This window comes from Janthinobacterium sp. 64 (assembly GCF_002813325.1).
Lineage (GTDB): Bacteria > Pseudomonadota > Gammaproteobacteria > Burkholderiales > Burkholderiaceae_D > Janthinobacterium.
Genome location: NZ_PHUG01000001.1, coordinates 4,820,365 through 4,834,319, shown reverse-complemented (window position 1 = coordinate 4,834,319; position 13,955 = coordinate 4,820,365). Strand labels below are relative to the sequence as shown.

Here is a 13,955-nt window from a genome sequence, read left to right as displayed (position 1 = left end):
GCCATGATCCCCATCCACCCCTACCGGCCCGCCGTGGCGGCGGCGCCCGACCTGGACGCCCTGCTGGTCGAAGACCAGGCGAGCGGCGACCACCGCCTGCACCGCAGCGCCTTCACCGATGAAGCGCTGTTCGAACTCGAGATGAAGCACATCTTCGAAGGCAACTGGATCTATCTGGCGCATGAAAGCCAGATCGCCAACAACAACGACTACTACACCACGCATATCGGCCGCCAGCCCGTCTTCATCGCGCGCAACCGGCAAGGTGAGCTGAACGCCTTCATCAACGCCTGCAGCCATCGCGGCGCGCAGCTGTGCCGCCACAAGCGGGGCAACAAGGCCACCTACACCTGCCCGTTCCACGGCTGGACCTTCAACAACAGCGGCAAGCTGCTGAAGGTAAAAGACCCGGAGAACGCGGGCTATCCGGAATGCTTCAACAAGGAAGGCTCGCACGACCTGAAAAAAGTCGCGCGCTTCGCCAACTACAAGGGTTTTCTGTTCGGCAGCCTGAACGACGATGTGGCGCCACTCGAAGAATTCCTCGGCGAGGCTGGCAAGATCATCGACATGATCGTCAACCAGTCGCCGGACGGCCTGGAAGTGCTGCGCGGCGCCTCCACCTATACCTTCGAAGGCAACTGGAAGCTGCAGGCGGAAAATGGCGCGGACGGCTATCACGTCTCGGCCGTGCACTGGAACTATGCCGCCACCACCAACCGCCGCAAGGAGCAGGCGGCGCAGCGCGAAGACAAGATCCGCGCCATGGATGCGGGCAACTGGGGCCGCCAGGGCGGCGGCTTCTACGCCTTCAAGCAAGGCCACATGCTGCTGTGGACGCAATGGGCGAATCCGGAAGACCGGCCCAACTTCGCGCGCCACGCGGACTACGCGCGCCAGTTCGGCAAGCCGACGGCGGACTGGATGATCAGCCGTTCGCGCAATCTGTGCCTGTATCCGAACGTCTACCTGATGGACCAGTTCGGCTCGCAAATCCGTTTGCTGCGCCCGATCTCCGTCGACAAGACGGAAGTGACGATCTACTGCATTGCGCCGAAGGGCGAGGACGACGAAGCGCGTGCGCGGCGCATCCGCCAGTACGAAGACTTCTTCAACGTCAGCGGCATGGCCACGCCGGACGACCTGGAAGAATTCCGCGCCTGCCAGCAAGGCTATGCAGGCAGCGCCATGCCATGGAACGACATGTGCCGCGGCGCCACGCACTGGATCGCCGGCGCCGACGCGGCGGCACAGGAAATCGGCCTGGAGCCAATCATGAGTGGCGCGCGCACCGAGGATGAAGGCCTGTACACGGTACAGCACCGCTACTGGCTCGACGTCATGAAACGGGCGCTGGCGGCAGAAGGAGAACAGCCATGACCGCCATCGCGCAGCACGACATCGCCAGTTTCCTGTACCGCGAAAGCCGCCTGCTGGACGACGAACAATGGGACGACTGGCTCGATTGCTATCACCCGGATGCGCAGTTCTGGATGCCGGCCTGGGACGATGACGACACCCTGGTCACCGATCCGCAGCGCGAAATCTCGCTGATCTTCTATCCGACCCGCCAGGGCCTGGAAGACCGCGTCTTCCGCATCAAGACCGAGCGTTCCAGCGCCACCATGCCGGACACGCGCACCAGCCATAACATCGCCAACATCGAGCTGGAAAGCCAGGACGGCGCCATCTGCACGGTGCGCTTCAACTGGCACACGCTGAGCCATCGCTACAAGCGCGACTACAGCTATTTCGGCATGTCGCGCTACGTCATCGATTTTTCCGGTGCACAGCCGCTGATCCTGAACAAATATGTCGTCCTGAAAAACGACTACATCAACCAGGTCATCGACGTGTACCACATTTAACAAGCTTCACCAGCAAGGAGACCGACGATGAGCCATAACATCGCCCTGCAATTCGAAGACGGGATCACCCGCTTCATTTCATGTAACGACAATGAAAAGCTGTCCGATGCGGCTTATCGCCAGAAAATCAACATCCCGCTCGACTGCCGCGACGGCGCTTGCGGCACCTGCCGCGGGCACTGCGAGTCGGGCAGCTACGACTTGCCCGCGTCGAGCTATATCGAGGATGCGCTGACGCCGGAAGAAGCGGCGCAAGGGCATATCCTGGCTTGCCAGATGCGCCCCACTTCCGACTGCGTGGTGAAGATCCCGGCCACCTCCGCCGCCTGCAAGACGGCCGTGGCCAGCCACGCCGGCACGGTGGCAGCGGTACGCCACCTGTCGCCATCGACGATTTCGTTTGCCATCGACCTGGCCGATCCTGCCGCGCTCGACTTCCTGCCGGGCCAGTACGTCAACGTGGCCATTCCGGGCACCAGCCTGACGCGTTCGTATTCGTTCAGCTCGGCCCCGGGCGCGGCCCAGGCACAGTTCGTGGTGCGCAATGTTCCCGGCGGACAGATGAGCGGCTACCTGAGCGACGCGGCCCAGCCGGGCGCAGCGGCCAGCTTCGCCGGTCCTTATGGCAGCTTCTACCTGCGACCCGTGCAACGCCCTGTCCTGCTGCTGGCGGGCGGTACCGGCATCGCACCCTTTTTGTCGATGCTGGGCGCCCTGTCCACGCACGGCTTTCCCCAGCCCGTGCGCATGGTCTACGCCGTCACCAATGAACACGACCTGGTGGAACTGGAACAGCTTGCCCGCATCGCCGGCGCGCATCCACAGTTTTCCTATATCACCTGCGTGGCCGCCGCCGACAGCGCGCATGCGCGCAAGGGTTATGCGACGGCCCACGTGGAGCCGGCATGGATGAACGGCGGCGATGTCGATGTGTACCTGTGCGGCCCCGTCGCCATGGTCGATGCGGTGCGCAACTGGCTCAATGAGACGGGTGTGACACCCGCCAACTTCTACTACGAGAAATTCTCGGCAAGCAGCGGAGCGTGAACAATGAGTGATCGTCAACGATTTTCCAACAAGGTCGTGCTGGTAACGGGCGCAGCGCAAGGCATAGGCCGCGGCGTCGCGCTGCGCGCCGCGCGCGAAGGCGCGCAGCTGGTACTGGCCGATCGCGCCGATCTGGTCGAACAGGTGGCCGCCGAAGCGCTTGCCCTGGGGGCGCGCGTCAGCGTCTGCAAGGCCGATCTGGAACACTATGCGGGCGCGCGCCAGCTGGCCGAACTGGCCATGGCCGATTTCGGCCGCATCGACGTATTGATCAACAATGTGGGCGGCACCATCTGGGCACAGCCTTTCGAGGTCTACCGGGAAGAACAGATCGAAGCGGAAATCCGCCGTTCGCTGTTCCCCACTCTCTGGTGCTGCCGCGCGGTGCTGCCGGCCATGCTGGAACAGGGCGGCGGCGCCATCGTCAATGTCTCGTCGATCGCCACGCGCAGCATCTACCGCGTGCCGTACGCGGCAGCCAAGGGTGGCGTGAATGCGCTGACGGCCAGCCTGGCGCTGGAAAACGCGCAACACGGCATCCGCGTCAACGCCATCGCCACGGGCGGCACGGAAGCGCCGCCGCGCGCGATTCCGCGCAACAGCACGCCCCTCAATGAGCAGGAACTGCGCTGGTACCAGGGCATCGTCGACCAGACCATCGCCAGCAGCGCCATGCACCGCTACGGCAGCATCGATGAACAAGTGGGCGCGATCCTGTTTCTCGCCTCGGATGAAGCGTCGTACATCACGGGCAGCGTGCTGCCTGTCGGTGGCGGCGATCAGGGATAAGGGGCGCATATGCCAATCGCAGACATCAATGGACTATCGCTGCATTACCGCAGCGAAGGCGATCCGCACAAACCCTGCATAGTGCTGTCGAACTCACTGGGCACGGACCTGTCCATGTGGGATGCGCAAGCCGAAGCACTGGCGCCGCACTTCCACGTGCTGCGCTATGACACGCGCGGCCATGGCGCCTCGGCCAGTCCGCCCGGCCCCTACAGCGTGCAGATGCTGGGCCAGGATGTGGCAGGCCTGCTCGACCACCTGCGGATCGGCCAGGCGCATTTCTGCGGCCTGTCGATGGGCGGCGTGATCGGACAATGGCTGGCCATCCACGCGCCGCAGCGCCTGCACAAGCTGGTGCTGGCCAATACGGCCGCCAAAATCGGCACGCAGCAAGGGTGGGCCACCCGCGCGCGCAGCGTGCGCCAGGAAGGACTCGACGCCATCGCGGACGGTGCGGCCGGACGCTGGTTCAGCCCGGAATTCATCGCCGCGCGCCCGGCCACCATCGCCGCCATGCTCGACAAGCTGCGCCGGCAGGATCCGCAAGGCTACGCCAGCTGCTGCGACGCGCTGGCCGAGGCCGACCTGCGCGGCGCCATCCAGGACATCGCCGCGCCCACGCTGATCATCGCCGGCACGCTCGATCCCGTCACCACCATCGCCGATGCCTTGCTGATGCAGCAGGCTATCTTCCATGCGGAATTGGCCACGGTCGACGCGTCGCACCTGTCGAACATCGAAGCGGAACTGGCCATTACGGGACGACTGCTCGATTTCCTGCGCGCAGACTAAACCCGGCGACGCATCACGCTGCGTCGGCCAGCAATTCCGGGCGCAGCGCGCGGATGCGCAGCTCCGTGAAATAGCCGCCCGCCTCGTTGTAGCGCAGGTAGTGGCGGCCGCAGTCAAGGCAGCGCGCCACCTGGCTCAGGTTGGCGGGATAGTAGCGCGGCGCGACGGGCGCGTCTGCGCTGTCATAGCGCGTGCCGTGCGGGTGGTACTCGGCAAACGTCGGTTCCTCGTACGGGTCTTCGCGCAGGGTGCCGATTTCTTCAAAGCGGTCCAGCTCCAGCGAAGTGGGCAGCCGTTGCCAGGCGTCCAGCGGGACGGCGCAGCAGCTGCATTTTTTGGTCACCAGCGCCGACGCGGCGGCCAGTGCGGACAAGGCGGGAAAGTCGATGAATACCATGTTCAGCCATTGCAAAGGTGCGGCCCATGGCAACGAGCCTGGCCGCGCCCCTTATTCTAGCGCAGTCGCATCGTGCCGATACGCGCACCGCATTTCGCCAGGAACAGTTCCAGCAGCACCAGCATGCCGCCGGAAATGAGCAGCAGCGGCATCAGCGCGCACATGGTGGCCGCCGCCAGCCAGGCCAGCGCGGAAGGCGACGTCCAGGCGCCCGGCAGCAGCCGGGGCAGGCCCAGCGAACCTGGCGGGCGGCGCTTGAAGAACATCACCCAGCCCGACACCAGCGAGAACAGCACGCTGGCGCCGAACAGCAGCAGCAAGGCCTGGTTCCACCAGCCGAATTCGCCGCGATGAAATGGAATGCCGATGGCCGTGGCCTTGCCGAACGCCGTCTGCGCCTCCCAGCCCGCAAAGTACAAAGGCTTGCCACTGTAGGCGTCGAACAGCAGGTCGAAGCGCAAGGTGGGCTGGCTGCGGTCGGCCATGGTGGCGCGCCACACATCGTCCTGGCTGGCCGGCGCCGTCAATTGCACGGCGATGGCCGGTGCATGGCTGCGCGCTACCTTCCACGCATCCTGCCAGTCGAGCGGAGCGCCCGCCTCGGTCGAATGCAGGCCGCGCGGCACGGGCGGCGGCGCCTGGCCGCTGGCGTCGCGCAGCGCGCGGATGCGCCCGCCCGCCTGCTGGCTCCACGTCAGCCCCGTCGTCAGGATCACGACGCTGACAATACCGAGCGCCACGCCAAGGAACGCATGCCACTGGCGCCAGCCATTGCGCCCCCGCGCGCCCCGCTTCGGCAAGCCCGATTGGGCGCCGCGCGGCCACCACAGCACCACGCCCGTCACCAGCATCACCATCAGCCAGCTGGCGGCCAGCTCGATCATCCAGCGCCAGCCATCGTTTTGCAGCAGATGCGAATGCAGTTTTTTCGCCCAGTTGCCGAAACGCTCGCTGCTGGCCAGGCTGCCCAGCACGCGCGCGTCATACGGATTCACATACACGATGATGGCTTGCGCGGGCAGGCCGAACTTCGGCTTGACCTTTACCGGCATGCCATGGCCCGCATGCTCATCCTGCGCGCCACCGGGCGGCGCAAACGCCACCTGCACCGCATCGTTGGCCTGGAACGGCGGCACCACGTGCTGCACCGCCCAGCCGCGCGGCGCGGCCCGTTCGGCTGCCGCCACGGCGGCGTCCAGCGGCAGCATCGACGCTTGCGGCGCCACATGGTCGAGGTGCTGGTACAGCCTGGCCTCGATCTGCGGCGTGAACACATACAGCATGCCCGTCAGGGTGGCCACCAGCGCAAACGGCGAGGCGATCAGCGCGGCCCAGAAGTGGATGCGCCAGTACAGGCTTTTACGCCGCGCGATGAGAAAGGTGTGATCGTCCATGGTCATCCTCACAGTGCGTTGAAGGTATAGCCCAGGCCCAGCATCACGCTGCGCGGCGCGCCGGGCGTGTACTGGTTCTGCGTATTGGCCGCGTAATTGCCCACACCCGAATAACTGCTGCTGGCCGAATCGGCATAGCGCTTATCGGCCAGGTTGCGCACCTGCGCCCACGCTTCCAGCCCGCGCGCGACCTGATAGCTGGCGCGCAGGTTCAGCAGTGCGTGCCCCTTGTACTCCACGGTGTTGGCGTTATTCATCCAGTAGCGGCCCTGGTGCACGGCTTCGAGCGCGATACGCGCGCCGGCCACGGGCTTGTAGCCGATCTCGATCGAGGTGATGTCGCGCGGCGCCTGCGGCATGCTGCGGCCGCTGTAATCGAGGCTGGCGGACACCTGGTAGCGCAGGTAGCGGTGGCGCGCGATGGCCGTGGCGAAGCGCGCGTCGAACGGGCCGCTGTCGTAGTTCAGGCCCAGCTCCAGCCCCTCGCTGCGCGTGCGTCCCGCATTGCGGTTTTCGCTATTCCCCGGCGAGAGCGTATAGCTGACGATGGTGTCGCGCCCGTCGAGGCGGTACAGGGCCGCGTCGAGCTTCAAGCGGCCCTGCAAAAAGGCCCAGCGCAAGCCCAGTTCATAGTTGTTGTAGACGGACGGCTGCAGGTCGGCGATGCCCGTCTTGCCATACAGCTGGCTGACCTCGGGCGGCGTAAAACCCTGGCTGACGTTCGCATACGCGCTGCCCGCCTGGCCGATGGCGTAGGTGGCGCCCAGCTTCGGGCTCACATGCGAAAAGCTGCGCGACTCGTCGGGCGCGCCGTAACTGGCGCTGCCACCTGGCGCCAGCTTGTTGTGGTAATCGTAGCGGATGGCGTCCGAACGGCCGCCCAGCACCACGCGCGTGCCAGGCAGCGGAGAGAACTCCCATTGCGCGAAGACGGCCGTATTGAGGATGTCCGTCTGGTAGTCGCGCACGCCCTGCGGATTGCTGGCATTGGCCAGCGTGTAGCGCAGGTAGCGGCCCGTGGCGGCATCGCGCACGATGGAGAGATTGTCGCTGACGAAGGGATTGTCGCTCTTGTCCACATACACGCCGGCGATCAGGCGTGTACGCAGCCACGCGAATTCCTGCTGGTGTTTCACGTCCAGCCCCAGCGAATCGACGTGGTTGTTGTTGATGACGCCCTTGCACAGCATGCCTGCGCAGCTGCCGATGGAATACGCGGGAATCTGCCCATGGTCATTCTTGCGCGTAAACACGGTGACGGTGCTCATGCCACTGGCCGTCGTCGCGCCCTCCCACGCCAGATTCATGCGCGTGGTCTTGTCCTTGCGGTAGCTAAACGTGTTCAGGCTCTTGCCGCGATTATTGCGGTAATCGTTCTCGAACAGGCTGCCCGTCATGGCCGCATCGAGATCCGTGTGGACGAGGGTGGCGCGCAGCTGCGACGTGGGGCTGAGCGCGTAGTCGGCGCGCAGCGAGAACGAATCCTTGTCGCCATAGCTGTACTCTTGCCAGTTGTCGCGCGAACGGCGCGAGCTGTAATGAGAAAAGCGCAGTCCCAGCGGGCCCCAGGTATCGCTGGCGGACGTATCGTAGCGGGTGAAACCGCCCACGCTGTCGCGCCGCACGCCCACCTTGGCCGCCGGCGTGGCGCTGGCGCCGGCCGTCAGGAAATTGACGGCACCACCCACGGCATTGCTGCCATACAGCGAGGAAGCGGCGCCCTTCACCACTTCCACGCCGCTGGCGCCCGCCATGTTCATTTCATTGAGCGAGTTGTGGTTGAAGACGCCCAGCGGGCGGATGGGAATGCCGTCTTCCAGGTACTGGTAGACGGCATTCGTGCCGATGGGCTGGCGGATGCTCATGCTGTGCTGCTCGTTGCCCAGGTCGTTCCAGTACACGCCGGCGATGCGGTTGAGGATATCGCCCATGGTCTTGGGCTTGTCGCGTTCCAGGGTCTTGGCATTGACGACGCCGATGGCTTGCGGCGTCTCGGACAGCCACGATTGCGCGCGCGAGCCGGAAACGACGACGGTGTCGATGGCGTGGTCAGTCTGGTCAAATTGCTGCGCCTGCGCGCACGGGTAAGCGACGGTGATGGCAGCGGCCAGCACCAATAATGTCTTGTTCATGTGATTCTCGTTTAAGTGTGCGGATGCGGCGCGTCACACCGCAAGGTGGACAGCGCCAGCATTGGAAAGGCAAAAACTTAAACGAGGGTGGGCGGCGCGCGCGACTGCGCCGTGGACCAGATGAACAGCGGTGACGGGGACTGGTAGTACAGGGATGGGAAAATCGCCGTACCGCTGGCCACAGGCAGCGGCAGCACGGGGCTGGCGGGCGGCAGGCCGACGGAACCCGCATGCGTGGAACAGAAGGCGCAATGCTCCATCTGCATGGCCTTGCCGCCAGACTTGCCATCGGCGGCGCCGTCATCGGCCTGATCAAGCTGGACAAAACGGATACCGGCCACCGAGCAGATTTCCGCCCAGCCGGAGCCGGATTCCTGCTTGGCGTTGGCGACGGCCTGGGAAATCGATGGCGCGAGCGCCGCCAGCAGGATCGCGAAACAGGCGATCCAGGCGGTAAAGCGGCGCGTGAACAAGGTCATTCCCATGGCCGCATTTTACCAGCGGCCGCCGGGACTGGGTAGCGAAAAGCGGCTCAGGCGGCAGGGCAGGCGGCGTTGCCGTTGTCAAAAGCGCGCACCACGCTGGCCGTATCGGCGGCGATGCGGCCCACGGCGCGGCGGTGGCCCAGCACCAGTTCATCGTAGCCGGCGCCCACCTTTTCATTGGCGACCGTGCGGCAAGTGACCACCTTGTTGCTGGCCAGCTGGCGCACGCTCCAGACGGCGTCGATCAGCGCATACTGGCCCATCACGGACTCGAAACGCTGCACATTGGTGCTGATGCGGTACACGGGCAGGTTGTCGGGATGCGGCGTGCGGAACACATCGATGGCGCCCAGGTCGTTCGTCACGGCCGTCGACAGGGCCTGGCCGATTTCGCCGGCCAGCGGCCCGGCCCAGCGCTGCTGCTCCAGCAATTCGATGCGGCCCGACGGCGCCGTCACAACAAACTGGTTGCGGCTCACCTGCTGCGGCACGCTGACGGTCAGCACCTCGACATAGTATTTGACGGGTTTGGCCGGCTGCGCGTCGGCGCCGCCGCTGAGCGTATAGAAATGCTCGGGCTGGGGCGTGGAGCAGGCGCCCAGCAGGCTGCCAGCCAGCAGCGCGGCAAAAATCGGTTTCATCATTTTTTTTCATCTCCTTTTTTACCGCGGATCAGGGACTCGGGATGACGTTCCAGGTAATCCGACAAGGCATTGAGCGATTGCAGGGTTTGCGTCAGCTGCTGCAAGGCCTGGCGCACGTCCGACTGCAGCGGCGAATCCTTTTGCAGCACCTGTTCAGCCGAACCAAAAGTCTGCTTCGCCGCCGTCAGGGTATCGCGCATTTCCGGCACCACCTGGCCATCGAGCTGCTTGAACAGGGTATTGGCCTGCTTGATGGTGGCGTTCAGGTTGTTGCCGATCTCCGCGTATGGCACCTGATCGAGCTTGCGGGCGATGCTGGCGATCTGCGTCTGCAGTTCATCGAGGGTATTGGGCACGGTCGGCACTTCCAGCGGATACCTGTTCAAGTCCAGCGCTACCTTCGGCGCTTTCGGGAAGAAGTCGAGCGCGATGTACAGCTGGCTGGTGAGCAGGTTGCCCGTGCGCAGCTGAGCGCGCAAGCCGCGGCTGACCATGCGTTCGAGCAGCTGGTGGCCGGCCGATCCTTCCGCATCGTCGACGGCGGCCTTGAAGCGCATGCCCAGGCGGGCCGGATACAGGTTGACGGTAACGGGCATGCGGAAGTTCTTTTTCACGGGGTCGAATTCGATGCCGACCGAGCGCACCTCGCCCAGCACGATGCCGCGGAAGTCCACCGTGGCGCCGGGCTGCAAGCCGCGCAGGGACTGGTCGAAATAGAATACGGTGGTAATGGCTTCACCATCGGGCTCGCGCATGGCGCTGGCCTCGTCAGCCGCCAGACGGAAATTGGAATTGGCCGGCGCCGGTTCTTCGGGCTTGCGGCCGTTTTCCGCCTCGAAAGCGATGCCGCCCACCAGCATGGCCGCCAGCGACTGCGTATTCAGTTTGAAGCCGTTGGAATCCAAGCGCACGTCGACGCCGCTGGCATGCCACCAGCGCGCGTTCTTGCCGACGAACTGGTCGTACGGCGCATTCACGAAGACCGACATGGTGATGCCGTTGCCATCCTTGTCCAGCGCGAAGCTGACCACCTTGCCCACGCGCAGGCGATGGAAGAACAGGGGCGAACCCACGTCGACGGAACCGAGGCTGTCCGCATGCAGGGTGTACAGCTTGCCCTTCTGGTCACCGGCCACGGCGGGCGGATTTTCCATGCCGACGAAGTTGTCCTTTTTGGCTTCCGACTTGCCCGTGTCGACGCCGATGTAGGCGCCCGACAGCAAGGTACCCAGCCCCGTCACGCCGCTGGCGCCGATCTGCGGGCGCACCACCCAGAAGCGCGAATCGGCGGTGGCGAAGCGGCGCGCTTCCTTGCTCATGTCGATCGTCACCAGCACCTTGCTCAAGTCCTCGCCCAGGGTGATGGCGCGCACCTGGCCGATGTCGACATCCTTGTATTTGACCTTGGTCTTGCCCGGCTCCAGGCCTTCGGCGCTCTTGAAACTGACCGTCACCGTGGGTCCCTGGTCGAGAATGGATTTGGCGGCCAGCCCGGCGCCGATCAGCGCAGCCAGCAGCGGAATGAGCCACACCAGTGACGGCAGCCAGCGGCTGGCCGGATCCACGTCGGGTTCGGGCAGAGGCCGTGCGCCGGTTTCGGCAAGGTCGCCCGTTTCTTTGTCAGCCATGCTGTTCTCCAATCACTGTATTGTTTCCGGTATTTGCCGCACTGCTGCGTTTTTCATCCTCGGCCGCCTTGTCGTCGACAGGGTCCCAGATCAGGCGCGGGTCGAACTGCATCGCCGCCAGCATGGTCAGCACCACCACGGCGCCAAAGGCCAGCGCGCCTGGGCCGGCCGTGATCACGGCCAGCGACTTGAAGCGCACCAGCGCCACCGTCAGGGTGACGACAAAGATGTCGAGCATGGACCAGCGGCCGATGAATTCGACCATGCGGTACAAGATGGTGCGCTGGCGCGGCCGCCAGCGCGAACGCCGCTGCGCCGTGAACGCCAGCAGCGCCAGCACGCCCAGTTTCAACATCGGCACGACCACGCTGGCGATGAAAATGATGATGGCCAGGCCTTTCGAACCGCTGGTCCAGAACAGCACCACGCCGCTCATGATGGTGTCGTCCTGCGCGCCGAACAGCGATTGCGTCACCATCACGGGCAGCAGGTTGGCGGGAATGTAGAGGATCATGGCGGCGATCAGCAAGGCCCAGGTGCGGTTGATGCTGTCCGGTTTGCGCACGTGCAGGGCCGTGCCGCAGCGCACGCACGCCAGATGTTTGCCCTTGCCCAGCGGCGGCGCCACCAGGCCGCAAGCGTGGCAGGGCAAGACCTTCTCGCCCGGTGCGAAGGCCTTGTAGCGGATGCCGGGCAGCGCCTGGCGCGTCAGGTCGTCGCCCAGGTTCCACAGGGCCTTGGGGTCGAACGAGACGACGATGGCCAGCATCAGGGTCAGCGCGCCAAACGCGAACAGCCCCGGTTGCGGCAGCACCGTGGCCAGGCTGGTCATCTTGACGACGGTGATCAGGATGCCGATCATCAGCACCTCCGTCATGCCCCATTCGCGCGCCGTCTGCACGGCGCGCAGCACGCGGTTAAAACCGGGCACCTTGACGCCGCCGCGCAAGCCCAGCGCCACATACAGCAGCGAAGCGAGTTCGATGGCGGGAAAGAGGATGGTAAACAGGAACACCATCGTCGCCACGATGTGCATCTGCTCGTACCACAGCACGCGGATGGAACCGAGCAAGGTGGCGCTGGAAGTGAGGCCATTGACGTCGAGTTCAACGATGGGAAAAAACTGCGCGATCAGGAAGACCAGGGCGGCGCCCAGGGTGAGCGCCACCACCTTGCTCAATTCGGCCGATGCGCCGCGCGCGTGCGCGCCCCGGTATAGCACCGAGCGGCAACGGATGCAGCGCGCCTTTTCGCGTGGACGCAGCGGACGTTTGCGGTACAACACGCCGCAGTCATGACAGCTAATCAGGTCGTATCGGTGCACAGTTGAAGTTTGCCGGCGCCCGAAGCGCGACTTTCCCATGTTAATGCCAGCCATCATGACAGAGTTGGCATTTTCCTGCACTACGGCACTATTCTTTTGCTGTCCCGCGCAACAGCGCTTCCACGGCCCGGCCGATTTGCAGCACTTGATCGTCGGCGCCGGCCAGGCCGCAAATGCCCAGGCCGACGGGCAGCTCGCCGTCCGCATGGCAGGGCAGGGACAAGGCGCAGCCATCGAGGAAGTTGATCACGCTGGCATTGCGCAGCGCCAGGCCATTCGTGGCAAAGAAGGTGGCGTCATCCGCTTCCAGCGGCGCGACTTCCGGCGCCAGAATCGCCACGCTGGGCATCAGCCAGGCGTCGAATGGCGCCAGGCGCTGCTTCGCGATGGCGGTCAGGCGCACGCGCGCATCGAGCAAATCGATGTAGTCCGCCGCGCCTTGCTGCTGGCCGCGGCGGATGCGCGCCGCCACGCGCTGGTCGTACTGCGCGCCCTTCTCTTCCAGCAGCGCCCTGTGCCAGTGCCAGGCCTCGGCCGCCACCAGGCCGCCGCCGCCATTGATCGTCGGCAGCTCCAGCAATTCGGGGAAATCGAACTGTTCCACGAGGGCGCCCGCTTGCCGCAGCTGCTCCAGCGCGGCATCGAAAGCCAGCTGCACCTGCGGCGCCACGTGCGCGCCGACGTAGTCCAGGGTAAAACCGAAGCGCAAGCCTTGCAGTGCCGGCGCCTGCGCGCCGATGTCATGGCCCGACAAGGCCGCGTACAGAATGGCGCAGCAGTCGACGCTGCGCGCGATGGGGCCGGCCGAATCGAGGGAGCGAGATAACGGCACTGTGCCGGCCAGCGGCACGGACGCCGCCGTCGGCTTGAAGCCCGTCAGGCCGCAAAACGCGGACGGGATGCGGATCGAGCCGCCCGTGTCCGTGCCCAGTGCGCCGGCCGCCATCGCCAAGGCCACCGTGACGGCGCCGCCCGAGGTGGAGCCGCCCGCCACGCGCGCGCCGTCGTGCGGATTGCGCGGCGTGCCGTAATGGGGATTCAAGCCCAGGCCGGAGAACGCGAATTCGCTCATGTTGGTGCGTCCCAGCAGGACGGCGCCGGCCGCGCGCAGGCGCGCCACGGCAAGCGCATCGGCATCGGCGGGCGGCGCGTCGGCCAGCGCCAGCGAGGCGGCGCTGCTGGTTTGCCCCCTGACGTCGAACAGGTCCTTGATGGAAATGGGCACGCCGGCCAGCGGCGAGGCCACGATGCCGGCGGCGCGCGCCGCATCGCTGGCCCGCGCCTCCATCAGCGCCTGTTCGCCATCGAGGCTGACATAGGCATGGCCGCCCTGCACCCGGTGCGCCTCGGCGCGCGCCAGCATCTGCTCGGTCAGCGCCACGCTGGTGATGCGGCCGGCGGCCAGCTCGGCCGCCAGTTCCCTTATCGTCGTCTTGCCAGTCACATCCATGCTGC

The 13,955-nt window shown here is 65.4% G+C and carries 13 protein-coding genes; 5 read left to right on the top strand and 8 right to left on the bottom strand.

Going from position 1 to position 13,955, the window contains the following annotated elements; all coding sequences use genetic code 11:
* Positions 1-3 precede the first annotated feature (3 nt).
* From benA to pcaD, 5 genes are read left to right on the top strand one after another with little or no spacing between them, the layout of a single operon-like run.
* Positions 4-1,380 (top strand): benzoate 1,2-dioxygenase large subunit, encoded by a 1,377-nt coding sequence (benA, locus tag CLU91_RS21325; protein ID WP_100875726.1) that lies wholly within the window; start codon positions 4-6, stop codon positions 1,378-1,380.
* On the top strand, positions 1,377-1,868 hold the full coding sequence (benB, locus tag CLU91_RS21320) for a benzoate 1,2-dioxygenase small subunit (protein WP_100875725.1): 492 nt from the start codon (positions 1,377-1,379) through the stop codon (positions 1,866-1,868). The genes benA and benB overlap by 4 nt, the downstream gene beginning before the upstream one ends.
* Positions 1,869-1,895: 27 nt before the next feature.
* Positions 1,896-2,915, top strand: coding sequence for a benzoate 1,2-dioxygenase electron transfer component BenC (gene benC, locus CLU91_RS21315; protein ID WP_100875724.1), 1,020 nt, complete (start codon positions 1,896-1,898; stop codon positions 2,913-2,915).
* 3 nt (positions 2,916-2,918) lie between these two features.
* Positions 2,919-3,704 carry a 1,6-dihydroxycyclohexa-2,4-diene-1-carboxylate dehydrogenase gene (locus CLU91_RS21310; RefSeq protein ID WP_100875723.1) on the top strand — a complete coding sequence of 262 codons (786 nt, stop codon included), beginning with the start codon at positions 2,919-2,921 and terminating at the stop codon, positions 3,702-3,704.
* Positions 3,705-3,713: 9 nt separating this feature from the next.
* Positions 3,714-4,496 carry a 3-oxoadipate enol-lactonase gene (gene pcaD / locus CLU91_RS21305; protein WP_100875722.1) on the top strand — a complete coding sequence of 261 codons (783 nt, stop codon included), beginning with the start codon at positions 3,714-3,716 and terminating at the stop codon, positions 4,494-4,496.
* 13 nt (positions 4,497-4,509) lie between these two features.
* Here the strand turns inward: pcaD and CLU91_RS21300 are convergent, their stop codons facing one another.
* The 8 genes from CLU91_RS21300 to CLU91_RS21265 all read right to left on the bottom strand — a co-directional run bounded on the left by CLU91_RS21300 (position 4,510) and on the right by CLU91_RS21265 (position 13,950).
* On the bottom strand, positions 4,510-4,893 hold the full coding sequence (locus CLU91_RS21300) for a hypothetical protein (RefSeq protein ID WP_100875721.1): 384 nt from the start codon (positions 4,891-4,893) through the stop codon (positions 4,510-4,512).
* Between the two features lie 56 nt (positions 4,894-4,949).
* Complete coding sequence (locus tag CLU91_RS21295; RefSeq protein ID WP_100876846.1) at positions 4,950-6,287, bottom strand: PepSY-associated TM helix domain-containing protein; 1,338 nt, start codon at positions 6,285-6,287, stop codon at positions 4,950-4,952.
* Between the two features lie 8 nt (positions 6,288-6,295).
* On the bottom strand, positions 6,296-8,419 hold the full coding sequence (locus CLU91_RS21290) for a TonB-dependent receptor family protein (RefSeq protein ID WP_232730827.1): 2,124 nt from the start codon (positions 8,417-8,419) through the stop codon (positions 6,296-6,298).
* A 77-nt stretch (positions 8,420-8,496) separates the two neighbouring features.
* A complete protein-coding gene (locus tag CLU91_RS21285; RefSeq protein WP_232730826.1) occupies positions 8,497-8,904 on the bottom strand; it encodes a DUF2946 domain-containing protein in 408 nt (135 codons plus the stop codon).
* A 47-nt stretch (positions 8,905-8,951) separates the two neighbouring features.
* Complete coding sequence (locus CLU91_RS21280; RefSeq protein WP_232730825.1) at positions 8,952-9,548, bottom strand: PqiC family protein; 597 nt, start codon at positions 9,546-9,548, stop codon at positions 8,952-8,954.
* On the bottom strand, positions 9,545-11,176 hold the full coding sequence (locus tag CLU91_RS21275; RefSeq protein WP_100875718.1) for a PqiB family protein: 1,632 nt from the start codon (positions 11,174-11,176) through the stop codon (positions 9,545-9,547). The genes CLU91_RS21280 and CLU91_RS21275 overlap by 4 nt, the downstream gene beginning before the upstream one ends.
* Positions 11,169-12,539 (bottom strand): paraquat-inducible protein A, encoded by a 1,371-nt coding sequence (locus CLU91_RS21270; RefSeq protein WP_100876844.1) that lies wholly within the window; start codon positions 12,537-12,539, stop codon positions 11,169-11,171. The genes CLU91_RS21275 and CLU91_RS21270 overlap by 8 nt, the downstream gene beginning before the upstream one ends.
* A gap of 49 nt (positions 12,540-12,588) precedes the next feature.
* A complete protein-coding gene (locus CLU91_RS21265) occupies positions 12,589-13,950 on the bottom strand; it encodes an amidase (protein WP_100875717.1) in 1,362 nt (453 codons plus the stop codon).
* Positions 13,951-13,955 lie beyond the last annotated feature (5 nt).